The 26,409-nt window shown below is 69.3% G+C and carries 21 protein-coding genes and 1 tRNA gene; 14 read left to right on the forward strand and 8 right to left on the reverse strand.

The window, feature by feature from the left end; genetic code table 11:
• The 5 genes from RCP37_RS06400 to RCP37_RS06420 are packed head-to-tail and all read right to left on the reverse strand — an operon-like array spanning position 1 to position 6,851.
• Positions 1-1,458 carry an FAD-dependent monooxygenase gene (locus tag RCP37_RS06400; protein ID WP_308486105.1) on the reverse strand — a complete coding sequence of 486 codons (1,458 nt, stop codon included), beginning with the start codon at positions 1,456-1,458 and terminating at the stop codon, positions 1-3.
• The gene (locus RCP37_RS06405; RefSeq protein ID WP_308486106.1) at positions 1,458-3,176 is read right to left on the reverse strand and encodes an oligopeptide ABC transporter substrate-binding protein OppA; all 1,719 of its coding nucleotides are present in this window, start codon (positions 3,174-3,176) and stop codon (positions 1,458-1,460) included. Before RCP37_RS06405 ends, RCP37_RS06400 begins: the two co-directional genes overlap by 1 nt.
• A gap of 2 nt (positions 3,177-3,178) precedes the next feature.
• Positions 3,179-4,999, reverse strand: a complete 1,821-nt coding sequence (locus tag RCP37_RS06410) for an oligopeptide ABC transporter ATP-binding protein OppD (protein ID WP_308486107.1) — start codon at positions 4,997-4,999, stop codon at positions 3,179-3,181.
• A complete protein-coding gene (locus RCP37_RS06415) occupies positions 4,996-5,877 on the reverse strand; it encodes an oligopeptide ABC transporter permease OppC (RefSeq protein WP_308486108.1) in 882 nt (293 codons plus the stop codon). Before RCP37_RS06415 ends, RCP37_RS06410 begins: the two co-directional genes overlap by 4 nt.
• Positions 5,874-6,851, reverse strand: coding sequence for an oligopeptide ABC transporter permease OppB (locus RCP37_RS06420; protein WP_308486109.1), 978 nt, complete (start codon positions 6,849-6,851; stop codon positions 5,874-5,876). The genes RCP37_RS06415 and RCP37_RS06420 overlap by 4 nt, the downstream gene beginning before the upstream one ends.
• Before the next feature lie 127 nt (positions 6,852-6,978).
• Here RCP37_RS06420 and RCP37_RS06425 point away from each other — a divergent pair, with 127 nt between their 5' ends.
• From RCP37_RS06425 to RCP37_RS06445, 5 genes are all read left to right on the forward strand, one after another.
• Positions 6,979-7,470, forward strand: a complete 492-nt coding sequence (locus RCP37_RS06425; RefSeq protein ID WP_308486110.1) for a beta-class carbonic anhydrase — start codon at positions 6,979-6,981, stop codon at positions 7,468-7,470.
• A gap of 133 nt (positions 7,471-7,603) precedes the next feature.
• A complete protein-coding gene (gene cysD, locus RCP37_RS06430; protein ID WP_308486111.1) occupies positions 7,604-8,542 on the forward strand; it encodes a sulfate adenylyltransferase subunit CysD in 939 nt (312 codons plus the stop codon).
• The gene (gene cysC, locus RCP37_RS06435; protein ID WP_220696053.1) at positions 8,542-10,395 is read left to right on the forward strand and encodes a sulfate adenylyltransferase subunit CysN; all 1,854 of its coding nucleotides are present in this window, start codon (positions 8,542-8,544) and stop codon (positions 10,393-10,395) included. Before cysD ends, cysC begins: the two co-directional genes overlap by 1 nt.
• The gene (locus tag RCP37_RS06440) at positions 10,392-11,120 is read left to right on the forward strand and encodes a 3'(2'),5'-bisphosphate nucleotidase CysQ (protein ID WP_308486112.1); all 729 of its coding nucleotides are present in this window, start codon (positions 10,392-10,394) and stop codon (positions 11,118-11,120) included. The genes cysC and RCP37_RS06440 overlap by 4 nt, the downstream gene beginning before the upstream one ends.
• 25 nt (positions 11,121-11,145) lie before the next feature.
• Positions 11,146-11,622, forward strand: a complete 477-nt coding sequence (locus RCP37_RS06445) for an Rrf2 family transcriptional regulator (RefSeq protein ID WP_308486968.1) — start codon at positions 11,146-11,148, stop codon at positions 11,620-11,622.
• 63 nt (positions 11,623-11,685) lie between these two features.
• Here RCP37_RS06445 and RCP37_RS06450 read toward each other — a convergent pair whose 3' ends face one another.
• Positions 11,686-12,075: a VOC family protein gene (locus RCP37_RS06450; RefSeq protein ID WP_308486113.1), complete on the reverse strand. Its 390-nt coding sequence runs from the start codon at positions 12,073-12,075 to the stop codon at positions 11,686-11,688.
• A gap of 58 nt (positions 12,076-12,133) precedes the next feature.
• Between RCP37_RS06450 and RCP37_RS06455 the strand changes: the two genes are divergently transcribed.
• Positions 12,134-13,024: an LLM class flavin-dependent oxidoreductase gene (locus RCP37_RS06455; RefSeq protein WP_308486969.1), complete on the forward strand. Its 891-nt coding sequence runs from the start codon at positions 12,134-12,136 to the stop codon at positions 13,022-13,024.
• Between the two features lie 131 nt (positions 13,025-13,155).
• Positions 13,156-14,595, forward strand: a complete 1,440-nt coding sequence (locus tag RCP37_RS06460) for a glycoside hydrolase family 183 protein (RefSeq protein WP_308486114.1) — start codon at positions 13,156-13,158, stop codon at positions 14,593-14,595.
• A gap of 8 nt (positions 14,596-14,603) precedes the next feature.
• Here RCP37_RS06460 and RCP37_RS06465 read toward each other — a convergent pair whose 3' ends face one another.
• Positions 14,604-15,521 (reverse strand): LLM class F420-dependent oxidoreductase, encoded by a 918-nt coding sequence (locus tag RCP37_RS06465; RefSeq protein WP_308486115.1) that lies wholly within the window; start codon positions 15,519-15,521, stop codon positions 14,604-14,606.
• Between the two features lie 283 nt (positions 15,522-15,804).
• On the opposite strand from RCP37_RS06465, the gene RCP37_RS06470 reads away from it, so the two are divergent.
• Together RCP37_RS06470 and RCP37_RS06475 are read left to right on the forward strand one after the other, a co-directional pair.
• Positions 15,805-18,420 (forward strand): PE family protein, encoded by a 2,616-nt coding sequence (locus RCP37_RS06470; protein ID WP_308486116.1) that lies wholly within the window; start codon positions 15,805-15,807, stop codon positions 18,418-18,420.
• On the forward strand, positions 18,404-19,411 hold the full coding sequence (locus RCP37_RS06475) for a hypothetical protein (protein WP_308486117.1): 1,008 nt from the start codon (positions 18,404-18,406) through the stop codon (positions 19,409-19,411). The genes RCP37_RS06470 and RCP37_RS06475 overlap by 17 nt, the downstream gene beginning before the upstream one ends.
• A 173-nt stretch (positions 19,412-19,584) precedes the next feature.
• Here the strand turns inward: RCP37_RS06475 and RCP37_RS06480 are convergent.
• Positions 19,585-19,657 (reverse strand) — tRNA-Arg (locus tag RCP37_RS06480).
• A 112-nt stretch (positions 19,658-19,769) separates the two neighbouring features.
• On the opposite strand from RCP37_RS06480, the gene argS reads away from it, so the two are divergent.
• From argS to thrB, 5 genes are read left to right on the forward strand one after another with little or no spacing between them, the layout of a single operon-like run.
• Positions 19,770-21,416: an arginine--tRNA ligase gene (argS, locus tag RCP37_RS06485; protein ID WP_308486118.1), complete on the forward strand. Its 1,647-nt coding sequence runs from the start codon at positions 19,770-19,772 to the stop codon at positions 21,414-21,416.
• Entirely contained in the window at positions 21,413-22,840 is a 1,428-nt protein-coding gene (gene lysA, locus RCP37_RS06490; RefSeq protein WP_308486120.1) for a diaminopimelate decarboxylase, read from the forward strand. The genes argS and lysA overlap by 4 nt, the downstream gene beginning before the upstream one ends.
• A gap of 3 nt (positions 22,841-22,843) precedes the next feature.
• Entirely contained in the window at positions 22,844-24,178 is a 1,335-nt protein-coding gene (locus tag RCP37_RS06495) for a homoserine dehydrogenase (protein WP_373693116.1), read from the forward strand.
• Entirely contained in the window at positions 24,175-25,257 is a 1,083-nt protein-coding gene (gene thrC, locus RCP37_RS06500) for a threonine synthase (protein ID WP_308486121.1), read from the forward strand. The genes RCP37_RS06495 and thrC overlap by 4 nt, the downstream gene beginning before the upstream one ends.
• Complete coding sequence (gene thrB / locus RCP37_RS06505) at positions 25,257-26,204, forward strand: homoserine kinase (RefSeq protein WP_308486122.1); 948 nt, start codon at positions 25,257-25,259, stop codon at positions 26,202-26,204. The genes thrC and thrB overlap by 1 nt, the downstream gene beginning before the upstream one ends.
• Positions 26,205-26,409 lie beyond the last annotated feature (205 nt).

Genomic DNA, 26,409 nt, shown 5'->3' on the forward strand with positions numbered 1-26,409 from the left:
CTAACGGGCTCCGAACCAGGCGGTCAGAGCGTCGCCCAATCCGGCGGCTGACCCGTCACCGACCCACGCGACGTGACCATCCGGACGGATCAGCACCGCAGCGGGTGCGGGCACGGCGCCCAGAACCGGGAGCTCCCACGGGCCGTCGTAGTCGGCGTCGAGCGCCTGAACCCGGTCAGCCCACGGGGTGATGTCGAAATCCCAAGGGACGCCGAAGTTCAGCAGAGCGCCGCGGCCTTCGTGCAGCAGTGTGAAGACTGCCACGGTGCCGGCCGGTGTCGCCACCTCCAGATCAGGCATCCGTCGACCCACGAGCGGATGACCGTCGCCGAGATCGTAGTGAATATCCAAGCCGCACATCATCGCCGCGATCCGCCGACGCGGCTCGTCGAGGCTCAGCAGTTCGGCCATGGTGTCGCGCAAGGCGTCCACCCGCGGGCCGGGCTCTAGCAGCGTGCTCTGGGCCATGGTGTTGTGCAGCACCCGGGCACCGACCGGATGACGCTCGGCGTGGTAGCTGTCCAGCAAGCCCTCGGGGGAGGTCCCGGCGATCACCTGAGCCAGCTTCCAACCGAGGTTCACCGCATCTTGCACGCCGGTGTTGAGGCCCTGCCCGCCCGCCGGGGAATGCACATGTGCGGCATCGCCGGCCAGTAACACCCGCCGGTCCCGATAGCGTTCGGCCTGCCGAGTCACATCGGTGAACCGGCGAACCCAGCGGACATTGTGCAACCCGTAATCGGTGCCGCGCCGCGAAATCAGGGCCCGGCTGACATCATCGGGCGTCGGCTCCTCGCTGGACTCCAGCTCCGGCGCGGTGACCATCACCCGCACCGGCCCGTCAGTCTCGAGCCGGAAGAACGAGTGGATGCCGACCTCGTCACGGTGCAGCCCCCAGGGCGGCTCGTCGGCCAGATCGCCCTCGGTGATCAGGCAGATCGCCGTCGGGTCCCAACCGGGAAACGCGATTCCGGCCATCTTGCGGATCTGGCTGCGCCCGCCATCGCACCCGACCAGATACGAGGCGCGCAGCGTTGTGCCGTCGGAGAGTTCGACGTCGACGCCGGAGTCGTCCTGGGCGAAGCCGATCACGTCGAGGCCGTGGTAGATCTGCACGCCCAGCTCGTTGACCCAGTCGGCGAGGGTGCGCTCGACGCGATACTGCGGCAGCCCGACGGTGTAGTTGTGCCGAGTCGGCAAATCGCTGATGTCCAACATGATCCACGCGAAGTGACAGATCTGGCCGATGCGCCCCTGCGCCAGGAACCGGTCGACGATTCCGCGCTGGTCGAGGATCTCGATGGTGCGCGGGGTGATACCGCCCGCCCGCGACCCGCTCAGGTCATGGCCGTCGCGTCGCTCGACGATCACGACGTCGACCCCGGCCAAGGCCAGCTCGCCGGCCAGCATCAACCCGGTCGGGCCGGCTCCGACGATCACCACCTGATGTTCGGTCATCAGTCCTTCAGGAATCCGATCACGGTGTAGTCCAGATCCGCCAGGCCCGGCGCACCGAAGTTGGCCAATGAACTGCGCACCGCCACATTGCCGGTGGTCTGAATCAGCGGCAGGCTGAATCCCTCGGCCCACAGCAGGGCATCGACCTCATTGGCCCGGGCGCGAGCCACCACCGGATCGAGCGCTTCGAGCGTCTCCTCGATCTTGGCGTCGATAGCCGGGCTGCCGATCTTGCCGAAGTTGGCCTCCCCGTAGGACGCGGAGATCTGGTTGAGCCCGGCCAGCGGGAATGCGTCACCGACCCAACTGAATTGGGCGATGTCGAAGTCACCGACGTTGACGTAGTCGGTGAAGAAGCCGCCGCCGGCCTTGGCGTCGAGCTGGAGCTTGACCCCGATCTGGGCCAGGTTGTGCTGGGCCACTTGGGCGAACTGCCGCGTGCTCGACGCGTCGTAGAACAGGTGGCGGATCACCAGGGGGCGACCGTTCTTCTCCCGGAACTTGCCGTGCAGCGTCCAGCCGAGCTCATCGAGTTCGCGTGCGGCGCGCTCGGGGTCGTAGGCCACCACCGCGCTGTTGTCCTGGTAGCCCTCCTGGCCGGCGACGTAGATGTGGTTGTTCAGCGGCACCGGGTCGGCGGTCAGGCCGCGCTGGGTGACCTTGGCGATGGTGGACCGGTCAATACCGCGCATGACCGCCAGCCGCAGCGCCTTGTCGGACAAGATGGCGCCCGGTGCCCCGTTGAAGGTGAAGTGGTTCCAGGCCGGCGTCGGCGCCCGCCGGATCGCGATGCCGTCGGTGCGCCGTGCGATCGTCAACTGATCCAAGGTGGCTACCCCGGTGGCGTCGATGGTGTGGTTCTGCAGCGCCGGCATCCGGGCGGCCTCGTCGAGCACCAGGTAGGTGATGGTGTCCAGCTTGGGTCGGGCTCCCCACCAGGCGGGGTTGCGGGTCAAGGTGATTCGCTGGCTGGTGCGATCCAGTGTCGACAGCACGAACGGCCCGGCCGAGGGGCCCGGCTTGCTCAGCTGAGCCTTGTTGAAGGTCGTCGGGTCGCCGGTCATGCTGGCCGGCAACAGCATCGAGTTGCCGGCGAACATGCCCCGCCACTCCGCGTAGGGCTTGGCGAAGCGCATCACGGCTTGCCGGTCGTCGACGCCGCGGGTCACCGAGGCGACGCGCTCGGCGCCGTTGGTGGTCGCGATCGCGTACCCGCTGTCGGCGCCGCTGGTGGCATGGATCTGGCTGGCGATGTCTTTCCAGGTGAGCGGTGTCCCGTCGCTCCACACCGCTTTCGGGTTGATGGTGTAGGTGACCACCTGGGGGTTGGTGCCGGTCAGCTCCACACTGGTGAAGTAGTCGGTGTCCACCGTCGCCGAGCCGTCCGGTCCGATGGTGAACGCCCGCGGCATGGTGGCCTTGAGCATGGCGGCGTTCTCGGCCAGGTTGCCGTCGATGTGCAGGGGGTTGAAGTTCGGCGGGAACTGCGTCATCGACAGCCGGAGGTTGCCGCCGTCGCGCAGGTTCGCGGGGTCCTGCGGGTTGATGTCGCTGGCAGTGCCGACCGCGGCGGTGCCCTCTGGCGCGGTGATATCGACTGCCGCGCACCCGCTCAGCGCCAAGCCGGCAGCTAACACGCCTGCCACCACCCCGTTGACTCTGCGTCCAGGGCGGCCTCTTCTCGCACAACGTCGCCGTGAGCGCAGAGTCAACGTCATAGTCATAAGTGTGGCACCGCGGCCAGCAGCCGCCGGGTGTAGTCGTGTTGCGGATTGCCGAAGACTTGATCGGCCTCGCCCTGTTCAACGATCGCCCCGGCGAACATCACCGCGACCCGGTGCGCCAGGTGTTTGACCACCGAAAGGTCATGCGACACAAACAGGTACGACAGTCCGAGCTGCTGCTGCAGATCCAGCAGCAGGTTGATGATGCCGGCCTGAATCGACACATCGAGAGCGGACACCGGCTCATCGAGCGCGAGGATCTTCGGCTGCAACGCCAGCGCCCGGGCGATGCCGATTCGCTGCTTCTGCCCGCCGGAGAACTCCGAGGGGTAGCGCAGCGCGTCGCCGCGGCGCAGCCCCACCAGCTCCAGCAGTTCGGCGACCCGGGCATGGATAGCGGCCTTGTCGGAGCCGTTGGCGCGCAGGGGCTCTGCCAGCAGTTCGAACACCGGCAGTCGCGGATCCAGGGAAGCGACCGGGTCCTGGAACACCACTTGCAGGTCACGGCGCAGGGCGCGACGACCGTCACGCTTCAACGTCGCGACGTCGGTGCCGAGCACTTCGATCGACCCGGACTGCGGCGCGGTCAGCTCCAGGATCTGGTGCAAGGTGGTGGATTTGCCCGAGCCGGATTCGCCGACGATGCCCAGCGTGCGGCCCTGCTGCAACTCGAAGCTCACGCCGTCGACGGCGCGCACTTCACCGGCGCGCCGGCGCAGCACGCCCTTGGTCAGCGGATAGGTCTTGATCAGGTCGCGGACCCGCAGCACGGTGGGGGACTCGGCCGCGACCGCGGCCGCCACTTGGGTGCGCACGCCGTAGATATCGGCGGCGCTGCGCCCGATCACCTGGTCGGTGTGAATGCATGCCGCCGAATGGTTCTCCCCGACGCTCAGCAGAGCCGGCTCCGCCGCCAGGCAGTCGTCGGCGGCCAGCGGGCAGCGCGGCGCGAAGGGACACCCCGCATCGATACCGGCTGTCAATGATGGTGGTGCGCCCGGGATTGGTACCAGCCGAGTGCCCTGCGGGGCGTCCAGGCGGGGCACCGAACCCAACAGTCCCACTGTGTAGGGCATCCGGCGGTCGGAGTACAAGACCTGCACCGGTGCGGCCTCGACCACCCGGCCGGCGTACATCACCAGGGCCCGGTCGGCGAATTCGGCGACCACCCCCAGGTCGTGGGTGATGATCAGCACCCCGGCACCGGTCACGTCACGCGCGGTCTTGAGCACCTCGAGGATCTGGGCCTGCACGGTGACGTCGAGCGCGGTGGTCGGCTCGTCGCAGATGAGCAGGTCCGGATCGCAGGCGATCGCAATGGCAATCACCACCCGCTGCCGCTCCCCGCCGGAGAGCTCGTGCGGGAACGCCCGGGCCCGTTGTTCGGGCCGGTTGATCCCGACCAGCTCCAGCAGCTCGACTGCCCGTCGACGCGCCGCGGCGCGGCCCACCCGGGGCTGGTGCACCTCGATGGCCTCGGCGATCTGATCGCCCACGGTGTACACCGGTGTCAGCGCCGACATCGGGTCCTGGAACACCATCCCGATCGAGGCGCCGCGAAATTTCGACATGGCGGTGTCGCCCAGCCCGATCAGCTGCGTGCCCTGCAGCCGCACCGACCCGGACACCTGCGCATGCTCGGGCAGCAGACCCATGACGGCCATCGCCGCCGCGGATTTGCCTGATCCCGATTCGCCGACCATCGCCACCACTTCGCCGGCGTCGACGTGGTAGCTGACCCCGCGCACCGCACGGACCGCGTCGGGGCCGGCCCCGAATGTCACGGCCAGGTCGGAGACTTCCAGCAGGGTGCTCATCGGCGGCCCCGCAGCGTCGCGGCGTCGGGGTCCAGGGCGTCACGCAGGCCGTCCCCGGCGAGGTTGGCGCAGACCAGGATCGTGATCAAGACCCCGGCCGGAAACAGGAAGACCCACGGGAAGGTGATGGCCGAGGCGGTGCCGTCGGCGATCAGGGTGCCCAGCGAGACGTCGGGCGGTTGGATGCCGAAACCCAGGTAGCTCAAACCGGTTTCGGCCAGGATCGCCACCGCGACATTGAGTGCGGTATCGATGATCAAGATGGATGCCACGTTGGGCACCACATGGTCGATGATGATGCGTCGGCTGGAGACGCCCATATACCGTGCCGCCCGGATGAATTCACGCTCCCGCAGGCTCATAGTCAGCCCGCGCACCATCCGGGCGCTGATCATCCAGCTGAAGCCGGCCAGCAACAGCACCAGCAGCGCGATGTTGCCGCTGTTCTTGGTGCGCGGGGTGATGATCGCGATCAGGATGAAGGCCGGCACCACCAGCAGCAGGTCGACCAGCCACATCAGCACCCGGTCGCGCCAGCCGCCGAAATAGCCCGAGATCGCTCCGACGGTCGCGGCGATCACCGTGGAGATCAGCGCCACGCACACCCCGATCAGCATCGATTTCTGCATGCCGCGCAGGATCTGTGCCAGCAGATCTTGGCCCAATGCGTTGGTGCCCAACCAGTGTCGAGCACCCGGCGGAACCAGCAGCGCGTCGTAATCGAGGTCGGTGTAGGAGTAGGGCAGCAGGCCCGGCAGGGTGTAGCAGCCGACGAACATCACCGCCAGCAGTGCCAGTGCGCCGACGGCGCTGCGGCTGCGCAGGAATCGGCGTAGCACCAGGGTGCGCCGCGAGGCGAACTCGATCTCGGTACTCATGACACCCGCACCCGCGGGTCGAGCATCGCGTAGATGACGTCGGAGAGCAGCCCGGCCAGCAGCACCACCGCACCGGAGAACACCGTGATGGCCGCGACGATATTGGTGTCCTGGGTCGCCACGCCCTGCACCACCCATTCGCCCATGCCGTGCCAGCCGAAGATCTTCTCGACGAACACCGCGCCGGTGACCAGGCCGGCCACCCCGTAGGCGAACAGCGTCGCCATGGGGATCAGCGCGGTGCGCAGCCCGTGTTTGAACAGCGCGCGTCGGCGCGTCAGCCCTTTGGCCCGTGCGGTGCGGATGAAGTCCTGGCCGAGTACGTCGAGCATCGCGTTGCGCTGGTAGCGGCTGAAGCTGGCGGCCGCGCCCAGCGCCAGGGTCAGCGACGGCAGCACCAGGTGCTGCAGCCGATCGGCCAGCCCGGGCCAGAATCCGGTGACCAGCCCGGGGGAGGTCTCGCCGGTGTAGTCGAAGAGTTGGGCGCCCAGCGCCCAGTTCACCCGTAGTGCGCTGAGGATCACCAGGTTGGCCAGCACGAAGGTCGGCACCGAGAGCACCAGCAGCGCGGCCATCGTGATGACCCGGTCAGACAGTCGGTACTGGCGCACCGCCCCCCAGGCGCCGGCCACCACGCCGATTGCGGTGCCGGCCAGTGAACCGACGATCAGCAGGCGCAGGCTGACCCCGACGCGCCGGCCCAGTTCGCCGGAGACCGGCTGGCCGGTGACCGTGACGCCGAAGTCGCCGCGCACCGCGTGCGAGGCCCAGTGCGCGTAACGCAGTGGAATGGGCTTGTCCAGGCCCAGCTCGGCGGCCTTGGCGTCGATCACGGCCTGCGGCGGACGCGGATTGCGCTGCATGAGGCTGTCCAGCGGCGCGAAGGCCAACGAGGTCAGGCAGAACGTCAGAAACGAGGCGAGGCCCAGCAACACCAGGTAGTTCAGCGCCCGGCCGGCCAGAAACCGCGTCATGGCCAAAAGGGTAGAGGTCGGCGCCGGGGAAGGCGCTGCCGGCAGATCATTATCGAGTGATTTTTACCCGTGAAATCCGCCGGCTCGTTCACTAGGCTCCGCTGCACCGCGACAGAGGAGAAGACCTGTGACCGTCACCGATGACTACCTGGCCAACAACGCCGAATACGCGAAGACCTTCACCGGTCCGCTGCCCATGCCGCCGAGCAAGCACGTCGCGGTCCTTGCCTGCATGGATGCCCGCCTGGATGTCTACCGAGTGCTGGGACTCAACGAGGGCGAGGCACACACCATCCGCAACGCCGGGGGCGTGGTCTCCGACGACGCGATCCGCTCCCTGGCGATCAGTCAACGGCTGTTGGGCACCCGGGAGATCATCCTGATCCATCACACCGACTGCGGGATGCTCACCTTCACCGACGACGACTTCAAGCGCTCCATCCTGGAAGAGACCGGCATCCGCCCCACGTGGTCGGCCGAGGCGTTCCCGGACCCGGTCGAGGACGTCCGCCAATCGCTGCGGCGGATCAAGGCCAGCCCGTTCATCACGGCGACCACGTCCCTGCGCGGGTTCGTCTTCGACGTCGCCACCGGCAAGCTCGACGAGGTCACGCTGTAGGTAGCCCCCGCCGCGCAGCGGGGCGCACAGATCACATTGACAGCAACACAGTGCGACTGGTTGCATTGCCAGCCATAACCAACAAATATGGTAAGTCTCACCAAGATTATCGGGTATCCCTGGCAAGGAAGTCATGACCAGTAACGTCACTGCGCCCCCCGAGGCCTCTACGGCCGGGCACTATCAGCTCACGCATCTGCGCACCCTGGAGGCCGAGGCCATCCACATCATCCGGGAGGTGGCGGCGGAGTTCGAGCGTCCGGTGCTGCTGTTCTCGGGCGGCAAGGACTCCATCGTCATGCTGCATCTGGCCGTCAAGGCGTTCGCGCCGGGCCGGCTGCCGTTCCCGGTGATGCATGTCGACACCGGCCACAACTTCGACGAGGTCATCGCCGCCCGCGACGAGCTGGTCGCCCAGACCGGGGTCCGGCTGGTGGTCGCCTCAGTGCAAGACGACATCGACGCTGGACGGGTGGTCGACGACGGGCCGTCGCGCAACCCGCTGCAGACCGTCACGTTGCTGCGGGCGATCCGCGAGAACAAGTTCGACGCCGCGTTCGGCGGTGCCCGCCGCGACGAGGAGAAGGCTCGCGCCAAGGAGCGGGTGTTCAGCTTCCGTGACGAGTTCGGCCAGTGGGACCCCAAGGCCCAACGGCCCGAGCTGTGGAACCTCTACAACGGGCGGCATCGGGCCGGCGAACACATCCGGGCGTTCCCGCTGTCGAACTGGACCGAGTTCGACATCTGGTCCTACGTCGGCGCGGAGGAAATCGCGCTGCCGTCAATCTATTTCGCGCACCAGCGCAAGGTGTTCCGGCGTGACGGCATGCTGCTGGCCGACCATGAGTTCCTGCGCCCCGTCGACGGGGAAGAGGTGTTCGAGACTTCGGTCCGGTTCCGCACCGTCGGCGACGTCACCTGCACAGGCTGCGTGGAATCCACGGCGGCCACCGTCGACGAGGTGATCGACGAGACCGCAGTGTCCCGGCTGACTGAGCGCGGGGCGACTCGCGCCGACGACCGGATCTCCGAAGCAGGCATGGAAGACCGCAAGAGGCAGGGGTATTTCTGATGGGTGCGGCAACCACGCTGCTTCGTATCGCCACGGCCGGATCGGTCGACGACGGCAAGTCCACGCTGATCGGACGGCTGCTGTTCGATTCCAAGGCCGTCATGGAGGACCAGCTGGCCTCGGTCGAGCGCACCTCCCGGGAGCGCGGTCACGACTACACCGACCTGGCCCTGGTGACCGACGGTCTGCGCGCCGAGCGCGAGCAGGGCATCACGATCGATGTCGCTTACCGCTACTTCGCAACGCCCAAGCGGAAATTCATCATCGCCGACACCCCGGGGCACATCCAGTACACCCGCAACATGGTGACCGGAGCCTCGACCGCCCAGCTGGCGATCGTGCTGGTCGACGCGCGGCACGGGCTGCAGGAGCAGTCCCGCCGGCACACCTTCCTGGCGTCGCTGCTGGGGATCCGTCACATTGTGTTGGCGGTCAACAAGATGGATCTGATCGACTGGGACGCCGAGAAGTTCGAAGCGATCCGCGACGACTTCCACTCGTTCGCCACCCGCCTGGACGTGCACGACGTGACGACCATCCCGATCTCGGCGCTGCTCGGCGACAACGTGGTGACCAAGTCCGACAAGACGCCCTTCTACGACGGTCCGGCGCTGCTGTCGCATCTGGAAGAGGTCTACATCGCCGGTGACCGCAACCTGGTCGACGTGCGGTTCCCGGTGCAGTACGTGATCCGCCCGCAGACCCACGAGCACGCCGATCACCGTAGCTACGCCGGCACGGTGGCCAGTGGTGTGCTGCGTCCCGGCGACGACGTCGTGGTGCTGCCCTCGGGCAAGCCGAGCCGGATCGCCGCGATCGAGGGTCCCAACGGCACAGTGGCCGAAGCGTTTCCGCCGATGGCGGTCTCGGTGAGCCTCACCGACGACATCGACATCTCCCGCGGCGACATGATCGCCCGCACCAACAACCAGCCGCGCGTGGTCCAGGACTTCGACGCCACCGTGTGTTGGATGGCCGACGGTGCGACGCTGCAGCCGGGCAACGACTACATCATCAAGCACACCACCCGGACCACCCGGGTGAAGGTGATGGCGCTGGACTACCGCCTCGACGTCAATACCTTGCACCGCGACAAAGAGGCGAACACGTTGAAGCTCAACGAGCTCGGCCGCGTCTCGCTGCGCTCGCAGGTGCCGCTGATGCTCGACGAGTTCACCCGCAACGACGCCACCGGCTCGTTCATCCTGATCGACCAGGCGACCAACGGGACCGTGGCCGCCGGCATGGTGCTGCGCGACGTCTCGCCGCGCGTGTCGAGCCCCAACACGGTGCGGCACGAGTCGCTGGTCACCGCGACCGACCGGTTGTCCAAGGGCCGCACCGTGTGGCTGACCGGCCTGTCCGGCGCGGGCAAGTCGTCGGTGGCGATGCGTGTCGAACAGCTGTTGCTCGAAAGGGGAACGCCGGCTTACGTTCTCGACGGCGACAACCTGCGGCACGGCCTCAATGCCGACCTGGGCTTCTCGATGGCCGACCGTGCCGAGAATCTGCGGCGGCTGGCGCACGTGGCCACCCTGCTGGCCGACTCCGGCCAGATCGTGTTGGTGCCGGCGATCAGCCCGCTGATCGAGCATCGCCAGCTGGCCCGCCAGGTGCACACCGACGCCGGGTTCGACTTCGTCGAGGTGTTCTGCGACACCTCGTTGGAGGAGTGCGAGCAGCGTGACCCCAAGGGGCTCTACGCGAAGGCGCGCGCGGGACTGATCACGCACTTCACCGGTATCGACAGCCCGTATCAGCGGCCGCGGAACCCCGACGTGCGGCTGAGCTCGCAGAACAGCGTCGACGAGCAGGCCCGCCAGGTCATCGCGGCGATCGACGACCGCAAGTGAACGATCACCAGCTGGCCGCGCACCTGGCCGCCGAGGCGGGCCGGCTGCTGCTGCGCGTCCGCGAGGAACTGGCCGACGCGACAGAGGCGGAACGGAAGGCGGCCGGCGACCAGCGTTCGCACGACTTCCTGATGGCCGCACTGGCCAGTGAGCGGCCCGACGACGCGGTGCTGTCCGAGGAGGGCGCCGACAACCCGGTCCGCCTGGCCGCCGAGCGGGTGTGGATCGTCGACCCGCTGGACGGCACCCGGGAGTTCAGCGAACTCGGCCGCGACGACTGGGCCGTGCACGTGGCGCTGTGGCAAGCCGGCGAGTTGTCCGCCGGGGCGGTGGCGCTGCCCGCGCGGGACAGCACGCTGGCCACCCCGGTGGTTCCCGCACCGCCCGCATATCAGGGGGCGCCCCGTATCGCGGTGTCACGCAGCCGTCCGCCCGCGATCGCCGAAGCGGTTCGCGAGCGACTGGACGGCGTGCTGGTGCCGATGGGCTCGGCCGGAGTGAAGGTGGCCTCCGTCGTGGCGGGCACCACCGATGTCTACGTGCACGCCGGCGGGCAGTACGAGTGGGACTCGGCGGCCCCGGTGGCGGTGGCCCGGGCCGCAGGCCTGCACACCTCGCGCATCGACGGTTCACCGCTGGTCTACAACCGGGCCGACCCATTGCTGCCCGACCTGGTGGTGTGCCGCCCCGAATACACGCAAGAGGTGCTCGCAGCGATCAGCTGACCCGCCAGATGGAAGAATGCTCGCAATGCGCATGTCGGCCAAGGCGGAGTACGCGGTGCGAGCGATGGTCCAACTGGCCACCGCCGAGCCCGGCGCCTTGGTCAAGACCGACGAAATAGCGGCCGCGCAGGGCATTCCGGCGCAGTTCCTCGTCGACATCCTGTCCGATCTGCGCACCGACCGGCTGGTGCGCAGCCAGCGCGGCCGCGACGGCGGCTACGAGCTGGCCAGGGCGGCCACCGCGATCAGCGTCGCCGACGTGTTGCGTTGCATCGACGGCCCGCTGGCCAGTGTGCGGGACATCGGCATGGGCGATCTGCCCTACGCCGGCCCGACGGCCGCGTTGACCGACGTGTGGCGGGCATTGCGGGCCAGCATGCGCTCGGTGCTCGAGCAGACCAGCCTGGCCGACGTGGCGTCGGGCGATCTGCCGGCGCACGTCGCCGAACTGGCCACCGACTACCGCACCCAGGAACGCCAGCGCGGCCACACGCCGGGCTAGCCGCCGGGCTAACCGCCGGGTTGATTCGGCGGTCCAGCTGCGGCTCTCCTCCGTCGAGCCTTGCTAACCGCCGGTCCCGTACGACCGGGTGAGAATCTCCATGTGGTGCCCGGCCGGGTCGGGGAAGTACACGCCGCGCCCGCCGTCACGGTGATTGACCTCGCCGGGGTGGTCACCGCTGGGATCTGCCCAATGCGCCAGCCCGCGCTCGGAGATCTTGGCGTAGATCGCGTCGAAGTCGGATTCGGAGACTAAGAACGCGTAGTGCTGTGGCCGGATCTCCTCGCCGGCCGGCACGTCGGCGTAATCGAGGCTGGCCTGGTGATCGAGTGCGACGACTTGGAAGCGGCCGAACGGCTGCGGTGCGGGCAGGCCGAACAGCTCGGCCAGAAAAGCTGCCGACTCCTGTTTGTCGTGCGCGGCCACGATCGTGTGGTTGAACGAGATACCCATTCCTCAAGTGTCGGCCGCGCACGCCGCCCGTGCCACAATCGCGGTCATGCAGGTGGGAATGACCATGCCCGTGATGGAACCGGACCTCGATGCAACGCTGCTGCGAGACTGGGCGCGCACCATCGACGACGGGCCGTTCTCGTCGCTGGCCTGGGGTGAGCGAATCGCGTTCACCAACCCCGACAGCCTGACCCTGCTGGGTGCGCTGTCGGCGTGGACCGAGCGGGTGCGCCTGGTGACCACGGTGATCGTCCCGCAACTGCACGACCCGGTCATGCTGGCCAAGGCGCTGGCCACCGCGGACCTGCTCAGCCAGGGCCGGCTCACCGTCGGGCTTGGCGTGGGCGGCCGCGAGGAGGACTACCGGGCCGTCGGTGCTGAACCGGCGACGCAGACCATGGCCGAGATGGCCGCAGCCGTGGCGATCATGCGGCGCGTCTGGGCGGGGGAGAAGCTCACCGAGTCGGTGCTGCCGGTCGGCCCGGCACCGACGCAGCCCGGCGGGCCGCCGCTGGTGGTCGGTACAACCGGGCCGAAGACCCTGCGCAGCGCGGCTTCCTGGGCCGAAGGCCTGGCCGGCATCACCTTGGATCTCGACGTCGCCAAACAGAACGAACTGTTTGACGTCGCGCGCGACGCCTGGCGGCAGGCGGGTCGCGCCAAGCCGTATCTGGCGACGTCGTTCTGGTTCGCCCTCGGGGATCGGGAGGAAGCCCGCGATCAGGTGCGCCGGCACCTGCTGCGCTATATGAACTGGATTCCCGCGGAGTATGTCGAGGCGATGGCCCCGACCACCGGCTGGGCCGGCAGCGAGGACGAGTTGGCCGAGGTTCTGCGCCGGTTTGCGGCGGTGGGCACCGACGAGGTCCATCTGATCCCGACCAGCTCTGACCTGGGTCAACTGCGCTGCGTAGCCGATGTGGTCGCCGAGGTCAGCCGGGCCGGCTGAGCGGGCAATCCGCTGATTGCGACACCGTCACGGAAGCGTCTCTATCCTCCTCCGGCAGCCACAGAGGTCCCAGAAATCACTATCGTCACAGTGGTGCGAGGCCCGGGAGCGGGTCCTGGGAAAGGTGTGACATGTCGGCGACACGTCGAATCGTCTCGGCGGCAATGGTGCCGGTCGTCGTCTTGGGGATGGTCGCCGCCACCGAGTTCGCGCCGGCGAACGCGCTCACCTGCAACGCTCCCGAAGCCAACATCGACCCGCCGCCGGGCTCACCGACCACCGGAGCCGGTCAGCTCCCCACCGGGCGGCGGCCCCGCGGCACCAACGACTCTGCGCCGCTGCCCAAACTGGGCCCGCTGATTGCCGCGCTGATCAATCCCAACGGCACGATCCGCCAGCAGGCCGGCGTGGTACCCCCGCAGCCGAATCCCGGTGGTCAAGCCGTGCCGAACGTCGCCCAACCGGTGCAGCCCGCCCAGCCCGTACCGGCCGCAGATCCGGGACTGTCGACCGCCGACGCCGCCGGCGCCATCGCCGGATCCCAGACGTCGCTGGTGGAGTGGGTGACCGGGCCCAACGGCCCCAACCAAACCCTGCAGCGCTTCGGCATCTCCGGCACCGACCTCGGCATCCCCTGGGACAACGGTGATCCCGCCAACCGTCAGGTCCTCTACGCGTTCGGCGACACCTTCGGCTACTGCCGCATCCAGGGCAAGCAGTGGCGACAGAATGTGCTGTTCCGCAGCAATGACAACAACCTGGCCGACGGGATCACGGTGGGCCCCGGCGCGGTGGGCAACAAGTACTCGGGTTCGCCACTGCGCCAAGCGAACTTCTCCAAGCAGATCCTGCCCGCTGTGCAACTGGCTCCGCACCAGGAGGGCATGATCCCCACCGCCGCCATCGGGATCGCAGGCAACCAGTACATGAACTTCATGTCCATCAAGCAGTGGGGCCGTGACGGCGAGTGGTCCACGAACTACTCGGCGATCGCGGTCTCCAACGACAACGGCGAAACGTGGGGCGTCTATCCGGGCACGGTGCGCTCGACGTCGCCGGAGAACGTCCCGCGGGCGCAGTTCGTCCCCGGCAACGAGAAATTCCAAATGGGCGCGTACCTGCGCGGCAACGACGGCTACCTGTACTCCTACGGAACCCCTTCGGGCCGTGGCGGTTCGGCGTACCTGTCGCGGGTGCCCGAGCGTGCTATCCCCGACCTCACCAAGTACCAGTACTGGAATGGCGACAGTGGATCCTGGGTGCCGAGCAACCCGGCTGCGGCCACGCCGGTGATCCCCGGCCCGGTGGGCGAGATGTCGGTGCAGTACAACACCTACCTGCGCCAATACCTGGCGTTGTACGGCAACGGCGGCAACGACGTCGTGGCCCGTACCGCGCCCACCCCGCAAGGCCCGTGGAGCGCCGAGCAGACGCTGATCCCCACCGGCCAGATTCCCGGCGGCATCTACGCGCCGTATGTGCACCCGTGGTCGACGGGCAAGGACGTGTACTTCACGCTGTCGCTGTGGAACGCCTACGACGTGATGCTGATGCACACGGTGCTGGGCTGAGCCTGCCGTCAGGCGTCGAGCACCGCGCGCAACGCCGCACCCACCTCGGTGATCACCCCTGGGGTGTTGTTGGGGATGTTCATGGTCACCCCGCCCACGCCGGCATCGAGCACCTTGGTCTTGATCTGCTCGGCGATCGATTCGGGGCTGCCGATGGCGACCCGCTGAGCCCGCTCGGCGGGAATCTGATCGAGGGAGACGCTCGGATCGACCACTGCCGTGAGCAGCATGGTGGTCTCCAGAGTGGCCGGGTCGCGGCCGACCTCCTCGCAGCTGCGCCGGATCGCGTCCACCTTCTGAGGCAGCTCGTCGAAACCGGTGATGAGGTTGAGGTGATCGAAGTGACGTGCCGCCAGCGGGATCGTCTTCTTCTCGCCGCTGCCGCCGATCAGCAGCGGAATGTGGTCGCGGAAGCGGGGTTCGGCCATCGCCTCGCGGGTGCGATACCACTTGCCCTCGAATGTGGGCCGCTCACCCTTGATCATCGGCAGGATGATCTGTAGCGCCTCGTCGAGCCGGTTGAACCGGTCGGTGAAGGTGCCGAACTCGAAACCCAGTTGGTCGTGTTCGAGCTCGTACCAGCCGGTGCCAATACCCAGGATTGCGCGTCCGGCGCTGACCACATCCAGCGTGGTGATGATCTTGGCCAGCAGGGCCGGGTTGCGGTAGGTGTTGCCGGTGACCAGCGTGCCCAGCTGCACCCGTTCGGTCGCGGTGGCCAGCGCGCCCAGGGCGGTGTAGGCCTCGAGCATCGGCTGATCGGGGGAGCCCAACATGGGCAGTTGGTAGAAGTGGTCCATCACGAAGACCGCGTCGAACCCGGCGGCCTCAGCCTCGCGGGCTTGGGCGATGACGGTGGGGAACAGCTCCGAAACGTCGGTGCCGTAGGAGAAGTCGGGGATCTGGAAGCCAAGGCGAATCGTCACTTAGTTGACCTTAGTTTCGGGAGGCGTCTCCCGGGGTGATTTGCGCTCTCCGCGAAGAAACGCGGAGCCGCTTGACCGTCGACGCAGTGACACCCCAGCTCGGATGCGGCGAATTGCAAGGGTTTTCCCTGATGCGCGCGGCGCCAACTGACACATAACTTTTTATCAGGATCAGCGGTTTCGTCGAGGCGCCCGACGGTGGGCTCCGTGATTGCGGGGGAGGGCCGAGATGATCGGCAGAAGTGGGGACAGGGCAAGCAGGCGCAAGGCTTCTCGTCGGGCCGTGGGGGCGGCTTCGGCGGTCGGTGCGGCCCTGGCGATGGGGTTCGCGCCGGAATCGGCGCCGTCTGCGAGGGCAGATTTCGACGACCTGATCGCGCCGCTGCTCGACCTGTTCGGAGTCGTTGGTCCTGGAGATGCGGCGACCGCAGACCCATCGGGGTGGTGGGCCGCAGCCTTGCCGGAGAGTTCACCGGCGCTGGACACGTCGAATGATCCGCTGCTGGACTGGCTCAACGACGCGTCGGTGGAGTTGTTCGGCCGCGTGATGATCGGCGACGGGGTGGACTTCTTCACCGGTACCAACGACTCACTTTTCGGCTGGCTGCCGGGTATCGGCGACCTGGGCGACGGCGGATTCCTGTCTGGTGACGGGGGTATCGGTGCTGCGGGGACAGTTGATCACCTGGCCGGCTATGCCGGCGGGATGGCCGGGATGTGGGGCAACGGCGGCACCGGCGGCGAGGGCTACGAGGGCGGCGACGGCGGGTCGGGCGCGGCCGGCGGTTGGATGTTCGGTGACGGCGGCGATGGCGGCGCCGGTGGCGTGGGTGGCGACGGCGGTGTCGGCGGGGCAGGCAACTGGCTGTGGGGATCCGGCGGTGACGGCGGCACCGGCGGTGACGGGCTGGCCGGGACTGGTGGGCTCGACGGGGTGCTCGCCGGCAGCAACGGAACCACCGGCGAGGGCGGCGGCATCGGTGGAACCGGTGGTGCGGGCGGCAGGGGTGGGCTGCTTTCGGGCACGGGTGGCAGCGGCGGTAACGGCGGCCTCGGCGGAGTCGGAGGCGACGGCGGTGACGGTGCGTCGGGGGCCACCGGCGTCGCCGGTACGCACAACGGCGACGGGGGTAACGGCGGCCACGGGGGCGACGGCGGCACGGGCGGAACCGGTGGTGCGGGCGGGGCCGCCGGGCAGGGCGCGACGGCCGGTGTGGTCGGCGCGAGTGGCCAGGCGGGCAATGGCGGGGCTGCCGGCGCCGGCGGCGCCGGAGGTGGCGGGGCTGACGGTACGGCCGAGTTCATCACCGGCGGCCCCGGCGGCAATGGCGGGGATGCCGGTGCCGCGGGGGCGGCAGGCGGCGCCGGGGGTGTGGCCGGGGCGGTCTCCCATGGTGGCAACGGCGGCCTCGGCGGTGACGGCTTCGACGGCGGCGGCAATGGCGGGGCCGGTGGCAATGGTGGCGCGGGCGGCGCAGGTACCGGAGGGAACGGCGGCAACGGGGGCATCGGTGGCGTCGCTACGGATATCGACGGCGGTGCCGGCGGTGCGGGTGGCAACGGCGGGGCTGGCGCTGTTGGCGGCGGCACGGGCGGCACGGGCGGACTCGGGGGAGACACCGAACTCAGTGGGATTGCGCTGCCCGTTGTGCCCTTCGCCGGTGCGGGTGGCCTGGGTGGCGCCGGCGGTGACAGTGCCGCGGGCAACGCCGGAGCCGGGGGTGCTGGCGGCGACGGCGGTCGCGGCATAGCGGCCGGTGCCGGCGGTGACGGCGGGGTTGGCGGCAACACCATCAGCGGCAGCGGTGGCGCTGGCGGTTTGGGCGGCAACGGCGGCGACAGTCGGTATCTGGATGGCCTAGGCCTCTATGGCGGGGCCGGCGGTTCCGGCGGTGCGGGTGGCGCTAGCGAGAGCGGCACTGCCGGTAGTGGAGGCGATGGCGGCGGGGGCGGCGATGCCATCTACGCCGCGGGGGCAGGCGGCAATGGTGGTGCTGGCGGCGACGGCAGCGGCACTGCCAACGGTGGCGCCGGCGGCAACGGCGGAGCCGGCGGCGAGGCCACCCAGAACAGTGGGTTGGCGGGCGTCGGTGGCGATGGCGGCGCCGGCGGGGACAGCGTCAGCGGTAACGGCGGGGCCGGTGGCGCCGGCTCGGACGGGACGGTCGGCGTTGGCGCAGGCAGCGCAGGCGGTGCCGGCGGGGCTGGCGGAAACAGCGTCAGCGGCAACGGCGGCGCTGCCGGCAAAGCAGGCGATGGCGGCGATGGCGGCGACGTTGGCGGTAACGGTGGCGCGGGCGGTGCTGGCGGGAGCAGCCAGACCGGGATCGCTGCCAAGGGTGCCGATGGCGGTCGCGGAGGTATCGGCAGCTCCTACGGCGGTGCGGGGGGCGCCGGCGGCGCCGGCGGAAACAGCGGCGGGGCCGCCAATGGTGGTGCCGGCGGGAATGGCGGGCAAGGACGCGCGGCTACCGACCTGGCCAACGGTGTAGGCGGTTCGGGCGGTGCCGGTGGTGCCGGCGGAAGCAGCGTCAGCGGTAACGGTGGTACCGGCGGTGCCGGCGCGTACGGTGCCGCGGGCGGTTCCGACGGGGGTGCTGGCGGCAGCGGTGGTGACGGTGGTGCCGGCGGCAACAGTGTCAGCGGCAACGGTGGCGCTGCGGGTGCGGCCGGCGACGGCGGCGACGGCGGCCTCATCAGTGGCTTGGGCGGTCACGGGGGCGCCGGGGGCGCCGGGGAGCAGCCAGAGCGGGAGCGCCGCCGCCGGTGCCGACGGCGGCGACGGCGGGATCGCAGGCTGGAGCGGGGGCTCGGGCGGCGAGGGTGGTGCCGGCGGGAACAGCGGCGGCACCGCCAACGGTGGCGCCGGGGGCAATGGCGGCGTGGGGCGCGCGGTTGACGCCTTTGGGGGCACCGGCGGGTCCGGTGGTTCCGGTGGTGCCGGGGGCAGCAGCGTCAGCGGCAACGGCGGCGCGGGCGGGACCGGTGCCGACGGCGCTGACGGGGGTCCCGGCGGCGAAGGAGGGCACGGTGGTTCCGGCGGTTCGGGCGGCAACAGCATCAGCGGCAACGGCGGCGCCGCCGGGCTAGCCGGTAGCGGCGGCGATGGCGGCTATTACGGGGGCAACGGCGGTGCCGGGGGTTCCGGGGTAGCAGCCAGAGCGGTCACGTCGCCGCGGGCGCCGATGGCGGTCAGGGCGGGGGCGGCAGCCGTGCCGGCGGCGCCGGCGGCGACGGCGGTGACGGCGGCAACAGCGGTGGGGCCGCCGATGGTGGCGCCGGGGGTAACGGTGGCGCCGCAGGTGCCGGCGGTAGCGACGCCAGTGATGGTCACGGCTACGGCAACGGCGGGGCCGGCGGTTCCGGTGGCAACAGTGTCAGCGGCAACGGAGGCGCCGGTGGCGCGGGCGCTGACGGCACCACCGGTACCACCGACGGCGGCTCCGGCGGCCATGGTGGTGCGGGTGGAAACAGTGTCACTGGCAACGGGGGTGCCGCGGGCGCTGCCGGCAATGGCGCCAACGGTCAGTTCTTCGGAGGATTCGGTGGTACCGGCGGCGCCGGGGGCGGCAGCCAGAGTGGAATCGCCGCTAAAGGTGCTGACGGCGGCCACGGCGGTACGGGCTTCAGCCTGGGGGGCGGCGGTGACGGTGGAGCCGGCGGCGCCGGGGGCACCAGCACCGGCACGGCCGACGGCGGAGACGGGGGCCGTGGCGGCAATGGCGGCAACTCAACTGGGGCGTACGAAACCGGAGGAGCCGGCGGGATCGGTGGCGCCGGAGGCGACAGCGCCAGCGGCTCGGGTGGTGACGGCGGTGTCGGCGGCAACGGCGGCAACGGCCACTCCGGCGGCCACGGCGGTGCTTCCGGTGCCGGCGGCGCTTCGGTAGGGGCCGGGCACCCGGGCGGTGCCGGCACTCCGGGTGGGGCTGCGTCTGGAAACACGGGTGGCATCGGGGGCACTCCGGGCGGCGCGGGCGGCACGCCTTAGGACGTTGGCGACCGTGCAGGTTTACGAGACGAAAACTGCAGACTGAGTAGGCTTCGCGGTCTCTAACAAGGGTGCCCCCGGCAGGATTCGAACCTGCGGCCTTCTGCTCCGGAGGCAGACGCTCTATCCCCTGAGCTACGGGGGCGCTCGCGTGATGCGGCGCCATGTGGGCTTTGACAGACTAGCGCATGATTGCCCGGACCCGAGAACCGGACGGATTCGGGGCCTGACCACGTAAGACCATAAGATGGGGCCTCGTGACCCCCGCCGATCTGGCCGAATTGCTCAAGAACACCGCCGCCGCGGTGCTGGCCGAGCACGACCTGGACACCGCCGCGCTGCCCGCGACGGTGACAGTCGAGCGGCCGCGCAACCCCGAACACGGTGATTACGCCACCAACCTGGCCCTGCAGCTGGGCAAGAAGGTGGGCGTCAACCCGCGCGAGCTGGCCGAGTGGCTGGCCGCAGCGTTGGCGCAGGCCGACGGGATCGCCGCGGCCGAGATCGCCGGGCCGGGCTTTGTGAACCTGCGCATCGAGGCTTCCGCGCAGGGTGCCGTCGTCGCCAACGTCATCGCCGCCGCAGAGAACTACGGGCACTCCCGCGAGTTCGACGGCCTCAACGTCAACCTGGAGTTCGTCTCGGCCAACCCCACCGGCCCCATCCACATCGGTGGCACCCGCTGGGCCGCGGTCGGCGACGCGCTGGGCCGGCTGCTGAGCACCCAGGGTGCCGCGGTCACCCGCGAGTACTACTTCAACGACCACGGCGCCCAGATCGACCGGTTCGCCAACTCCCTGATCGCCGCCGCCAAGGGCGAGCCCGCCCCCGAGGACGGCTACGCCGGCGCCTACATCACCGACATCGCGGCCCAGATCCAGGCCAAGGCCCCCGACGCGCTGAACAGCCCGGATGCGCAGGAGACGTTCCGCGAGATCGGCGTCGACCTGATGTTCACCCACATCAAGAAATCGCTGCACGAATTCGGCACCGACTTCGACGTGTTCACCCACGAAGACTCGATGCACACCTCCGGGCGCGTCGAGCAGGCCATCGAGCGGCTGCGGGCCAACGACAACATCTACGAAAAAGACGGCGCGACCTGGCTGCGCACCAGCGCCTACGGCGACGACAAGGACCGCGTCGTCATCAAGAGCGACGGCAAGCCCGCCTACATCGCCGGCGACTTGGCCTACTACCTGGACAAGCGCGAGCGCGGCTTCAACCTGTGCATCTACATGCTCGGCGCCGACCACCACGGCTACATCGCCCGGCTCAAGGCCGCCGCGGCCGCCTTCGGTGACGACCCGGCGACCGTCGAGGTGCTGATCGGCCAGATGGTCAACCTGGTGCGCGACGGCCAGCCGGTCAAGATGAGCAAGCGCGCCGGCACCGTCATCACCCTCGACGACCTGGTCGAGGCCATCGGCGTGGACGCCGCCCGGTACAGCCTGACCCGCTCCTCGGTGGACACTCCCATCGACATCGACCTGGCGCTGTGGTCCTCGGCGAGCAACGAAAACCCGGTCTACTACGTGCAATACGCGCACGCCCGGCTCTCCGCGCTGGCCCGCAACGCCGCCGAACTGGGCCTGGCCCCGGATACCGCCAACCTCGGGCTGCTCAGCCACGACAAGGAAGGCGCGTTGATCCGCAACCTGGGAGAGTTCCCCCGGGTGCTGGAAACCGCTGCCGCACTGCGGGAACCGCACCGGGTCTGCCGCTACCTGGAAGACCTCGCCGGGGACTACCACCGGTTCTACGACAGCTGCCGGGTGCTGCCCCAGGGCGATGAAGAGCCGGGCGACCTGCACGCCGCGCGGCTGGCGCTGTGTCAGGCCACCCGCCAGGTGATCGCCAACGGGCTGGGCATCCTCGGCGTGAGCGCACCGGAGCGGATGTGAACGTCCACCCCGCGGGCCCTCGCCACGCCGAAGAGATCCAGCACGACGGACTGCCGCCGCGGCCGCAGACCCCGCAGCAGCTGCTGCAGTTGGCGCCGAACGTCTGGCCGCGCAACACCGTTCGCGGCGACGACGGCGTCACCCAGATCGCCGGGGTGAAGGTCACCGACCTGGCCGCCGAGTTCGGCACCCCGCTGTTCGTCATCGACGAGGACGACTTCCGGGGTCGCTGCCGCGAGATCGCCGAGGCGTTCGGCGGGGGCGACAACGTGCACTACGCCGCCAAGGCCTTCCTGTGCAGCGAGATCGCGCGCTGGATCGACCAGGAGGGCCTGTGCCTGGACGTCGCCACCGGGGGAGAGCTGGCTGTGGCCCTGCACGCCGGCTTCCCCGCGCAGCGAATCACCCTGCACGGCAACAACAAATCGGTCACCGAGCTGCAGACCGCGGTCAACGCCGGCGTCGGCCACATCGTGGTCGACTCGCTGATCGAGATCGACCGCCTCGAAGCGGTCGCCAAGGCTGCCGGGACCATCCAAGACGTGCTGGTGCGCGTCACCGTGGGTGTGGAGGCCCACACCCACGAGTTCATCTCGACCGCCCACGAAGACCAGAAGTTCGGGCTGTCGCTGGCCAGCGGTGCGGCCATGGACGCCATCCGGCGAGTGTTCGCCACCGAGCACCTGCGCCTGATCGGCTTGCACAGCCACATCGGCTCGCAGATCTTCGACGTCGCCGGCTTCGAAATCGCCGCCCATCGGGTCATCGGGCTGCTGCGCGACGTGGTCGCCGAGTTCGGGGTCGACAAGACCGCGCAGCTCTCGGTCATCGACCTGGGTGGGGGACTGGGCATCTCGTATCAGCCGCAGGATGACCCGCCGCCGATGGCCGAGCTGGCAGCCAAGCTGGCCGCGATCGTGCGCGACGAGTCCGCCGCGGTGGGCCTGCCCACCCCGCAACTGGTCGTCGAACCCGGTCGGGCCATCGCCGGGCCGGGCACCATCACGCTCTATGAGGTCGGCACCGTCAAGGACGTCGCGGTCAGCGCCACCGGGCATCGCCGCTACGTCAGCGTCGACGGCGGCATGAGCGACAACATCCGGCCGGCGCTCTATGACGCGCACTACGACGTGCGGCTGGTCTCGCGCACTCTGGATGGTGCCGACGCCCTGCCGGAGCTGGGGCGCATCGTCGGCAAGCACTGCGAGAGCGGCGACATCATCGTCCGCGACACCTGGGTGCCCGAAGGCATGGTGCCCGGCGACCTGATCGCGGTGGCCGCCACCGGCGCCTACTGTTACTCGATGTCGAGCAGGTACAACTTGCTCACCCGCCCGGCGGTGGTGGCGGTACGTGACGGGAAAGCCCGCCTTATGCTGCGCCGGGAGACCGTCGAAGACCTGATCAGCCTGGAGGTGGGGTAAAAAGTGTCCGGTTCGCAGGTGTCCGGGGCCCCGGTAGGGGTGGCAGTTCTCGGTTTGGGCAACGTCGGCAGCGAAGTCGTCCGCATTCTCGAGGCCAGTGCAGATGATCTGGCCGCCCGCATCGGTGCGCCGTTGGTGCTGCGCGGCGTTGGGGTGCGCCGGGTGGCGTCCGACCGTGGCGTGCCCGAGGACTTGCTCACCGACGACATCGACAGCCTGGTATCGCGCAGCGACGTCGACATCGTGGTGGAACTGATGGGCCCGGTCGAGCCGGCCCGCAAGGCGATCCTGTCGGCGATCGCGCACGGCAAATCCGTCGTCACGGCCAACAAGGCCCTGCTGTCGCGGTCCACCGGGGAGCTGGCCGAGGCCGCCGAGAACGCCCGGGTGGACCTGTACTTCGAGGCTGCCGTCGCCGGCGCCATCCCGGTGATCCGGCCGCTGACCCAGTCGCTGGCCGGCGACACCGTGTTGCGGGTGGCGGGCATCGTCAACGGCACCACCAACTACATCTTGTCCGAAATGGACTCCACCGGCGCCGACTACAGCGCCGCGCTGGCCGATGCGAGTGCGCTGGGCTACGCCGAGGCCGACCCGACCGCCGACGTGGAGGGCTACGACGCCGCAGCCAAGGCCGCGATCCTGGCATCGATCGCCTTCCACACCCGGGTGACCGCCGACGACGTCTACCGCGAGGGCATCACCAGCATCAGTCCGGCGGACTTCACCACCGCGCGGGCGCTGGGTTGCACGATCAAACTGCTGGCGATCTGCGAGCGCATCACCACCAGCGATGGGCAACAGCGGGTTTCGGCCCGGGTGTACCCGGCGCTGGTGCCGCTGACCCACCCGCTGGCCACGGTCAACGGGGCCTTCAACGCGGTGGTGGTCGAAGCCGAGGCGGCCGGCCGGCTGATGTTCTACGGCCAGGGCGCCGGTGGCGCGCCGACCGCATCGGCGGTCACCGGTGATCTGGTGATGGCCGCCCGCAACCGGGTGCAGGGCGGGCGCGGGCCGCGCGAGTCCAAGTACGCCCAGCTGGCGATCGCCCCGATCGGTGACGTGCAGACCCGCTACTACGTGAGCATGGACGTCGCCGACAAGCCGGGTGTGTTGTCCACCGTGGCGGCCGAATTCGCCGCCCACGGCGTCAGTATCGCCGAGGTGCGTCAGGAGGGTGTGGCCGACAACGACGGCCAACTGATCGGCGCTCGAATCGTGGTGGTCACCCACCGAGCTGCCGACGCAGCATTGTCGAAAACCGTTGCGGCGCTGGCTGACCTGGACGCAGTCCAGCGGATCGCCAGCGTGTTACGACTGGAAGGAACAGACCAGTGAGCTCCACCCGGACACCGATCCACCGCCCCTGGCCCGGCTTGATCGGCGCCTATCGCGATCGGCTTCCCATCGGCGACGACTGGACGGCCATCACCCTGCACGAGGGCGGCACCCCGCTGATCCACGCCAAGCGGATCTCCGAGCAGACCGGCTGCACCGTGCACCTGAAAGTGGAGGGCCTCAACCCGACCGGCTCGTTCAAGGACCGCGGCATGACGATGGCGGTCACCGACGCCGTTGCTCGCGGCCAGCAGGCGGTGCTGTGCGCCTCGACCGGCAACACCTCGGCATCGGCGGCGGCCTACGCTGCCCGCGCCGGCATCACCTGCGCGGTGCTGATCCCACAGGGCAAGATCGCGATGGGCAAGCTTGCGCAGGCAGTCATGCACGGCGCCAAGATCATTCAGATCGACGGCAACTTCGACGACTGCCTGGAACTGGCCCGCAAGATGGCCACCGACTTCCCGACCATCTCGCTGGTGAACTCGGTGAACCCGGTGCGCATCGAAGGGCAGAAGACCGCGGCCTTCGAGATCGTCGACGCGCTGGGCACCGCGCCGGACATCCACTCGCTGCCGGTCGGCAACGCCGGCAACATCACCGCGTACTGGAAGGGCTACCGCGAGTACTTCGCCGACGGCCTGACCGAGAAGCTGCCGAAGATGCTGGGCACCCAGGCTGCGGGGGCGGCACCGCTGGTGCTCGGTGAGCCGGTCAAGAACCCGGAGACCATCGCCACCGCGATCCGTATCGGCTCGCCGGCCTCCTGGACGCAGGCCGTCGAAGCGCAGGTGGATTCGGGTGGGCGGTTCCTGGCCGCCACCGACGACGAGATCCTGGCCGCTTACCACCTGGTGGCGCAGTCCGAGGGCGTGTTCGTCGAGCCGGCCTCGGCGGCCAGCATCGCCGGGCTGCTCAAGTCGGTGGAGGACGGCTGGGTGCCGCGCGGTTCGACCGTGGTGTGCACCGTGACGGGCAACGGACTCAAGGACCCCGACACCGCGCTCAAGGACATGCCCGAGGTGACCGCGGTTCCCGTCGACGCGGCCACCGTGGTTGCCGCATTGGGGCTGGCCTAGTGGTTCAGTTGTTGCCGACCGGGTTGACTGCCAGCGTCGCGGTTGCGGCGTCGAGCGCCAACCTGGGCCCCGGCTTCGACAGCCTGGGCCTGGCGCTGGGCCTCTACGACGAGGTGATCGTCGAGACGGTCGAGTCCGGTCTGGTGGTGCAGGTCGAGGGGGAGGGTGCCGGTCAGGTTCCGCTCACCTCGGATCACCTTGTGGTGCAAGGCATCCTGCGCGGCATGCGCGAGGCGGGTGTCGAGGCGCCCGGCATGGTGGTGCGCTGCCGCAATGCGATCCCGCATCAGCGTGGCTTGGGCTCGTCGGCCGCCGCGGTGGTCGGAGGGCTGGCCGTGGTCAACGGCCTTGTTTCGCAACTTGATCGGCCCGGCCTGTCCGAAACCCAACTGATTCAGCTGGCCTCGGAGTTCGAAGGCCACCCCGACAACGCCGCAGCCGCCGTACTGGGCGGTGCCGTGGTTTCGTGGACAGCAAATGCAGCCGACGGCCAGGTCGACTATGCGGCGGCGCCGCTGCGGCTGCACCCCGACATCCATCTGTTCCCGGCAATTCCGCAACTGCGTTCGTCGACTGCCGAGACCCGGGCTCTGTTGCCCGAGCAGGTCAGCCACCGCGATGCCCGGTTCAATGTCAGTCGGGCCGCGCTGCTGGTGGTGGCACTGACCGAGCGGCCCGATCTGCTGTTGGCGGCCACCGAGGATGTGCTGCACCAGCCGCAGCGCGGCGCTGCGCAGCCGGAGTCGGCGGCATTCCTGCAGTTGCTGCGCCGGCACGGCATTGCGGCCGTGCTCTCGGGTGCCGGACCTGCGGTGATCGCGCTGACGACAGCGGCCCAACTGCCTAGTGCGGTGCTCGAGTCCCCGGAAGCGCGTGTGTTCAACGTCACCGAGATGCCGGTCGGCGCCGCGGTCAAGTGGAACTCCGGGGTGGCGGTACCGGGTTGAGGCGCGCAGCAAAGTATCTGTTGCGTCGAGCTCAGAAGCGGGCTATCCTCGGTCCCGTCCCGCATTCGCGGCATCAGCACCTGAATCAGACTGCGATGTCAACCGGGATGCCACCAAATTCTTCCCGTAGCTGACGGTTTGCGTTACGACGCCGTCGATACGGGCTACACCGTTACACAGTCGACGGTGACACGCACTCGGCAGT

Source organism: Mycolicibacter sp. MU0102, from assembly GCF_963378105.1.
In the GTDB taxonomy this organism is placed as follows: Bacteria; Actinomycetota; Actinomycetes; order Mycobacteriales; family Mycobacteriaceae; genus Mycobacterium; species Mycobacterium holstebronense.

Excerpts from the sequence above, each read along its gene's own strand:
- RCP37_RS06400 (WP_308486105.1), bottom strand. The coding sequence starts at position 1,458 with ATGACCGAACATCAGGTGGTGATCGTCGGAGCCGGCCCGACCGGGTTG.
- RCP37_RS06405 (WP_308486106.1), bottom strand. The coding sequence starts at position 3,176 with ATGACGTTGACTCTGCGCTCACGGCGACGTTGTGCGAGAAGAGGCCGC.
- RCP37_RS06410 (WP_308486107.1), bottom strand. The coding sequence starts at position 4,999 with ATGAGCACCCTGCTGGAAGTCTCCGACCTGGCCGTGACATTCGGGGCC.
- RCP37_RS06415 (WP_308486108.1), bottom strand. The coding sequence starts at position 5,877 with ATGAGTACCGAGATCGAGTTCGCCTCGCGGCGCACCCTGGTGCTACGC.
- RCP37_RS06420 (WP_308486109.1), bottom strand. The coding sequence starts at position 6,851 with ATGACGCGGTTTCTGGCCGGCCGGGCGCTGAACTACCTGGTGTTGCTG.
- cysD (WP_308486111.1), top strand. The coding sequence starts at position 7,604 with ATGACCAGTAACGTCACTGCGCCCCCCGAGGCCTCTACGGCCGGGCAC.
- cysC (WP_220696053.1), top strand. The coding sequence starts at position 8,542 with ATGGGTGCGGCAACCACGCTGCTTCGTATCGCCACGGCCGGATCGGTC.
- RCP37_RS06445 (WP_308486968.1), top strand. The coding sequence starts at position 11,146 with ATGCGCATGTCGGCCAAGGCGGAGTACGCGGTGCGAGCGATGGTCCAA.
- RCP37_RS06450 (WP_308486113.1), bottom strand. The coding sequence starts at position 12,075 with ATGGGTATCTCGTTCAACCACACGATCGTGGCCGCGCACGACAAACAG.
- RCP37_RS06455 (WP_308486969.1), top strand. The coding sequence starts at position 12,134 with ATGACCATGCCCGTGATGGAACCGGACCTCGATGCAACGCTGCTGCGA.
- RCP37_RS06460 (WP_308486114.1), top strand. The coding sequence starts at position 13,156 with ATGTCGGCGACACGTCGAATCGTCTCGGCGGCAATGGTGCCGGTCGTC.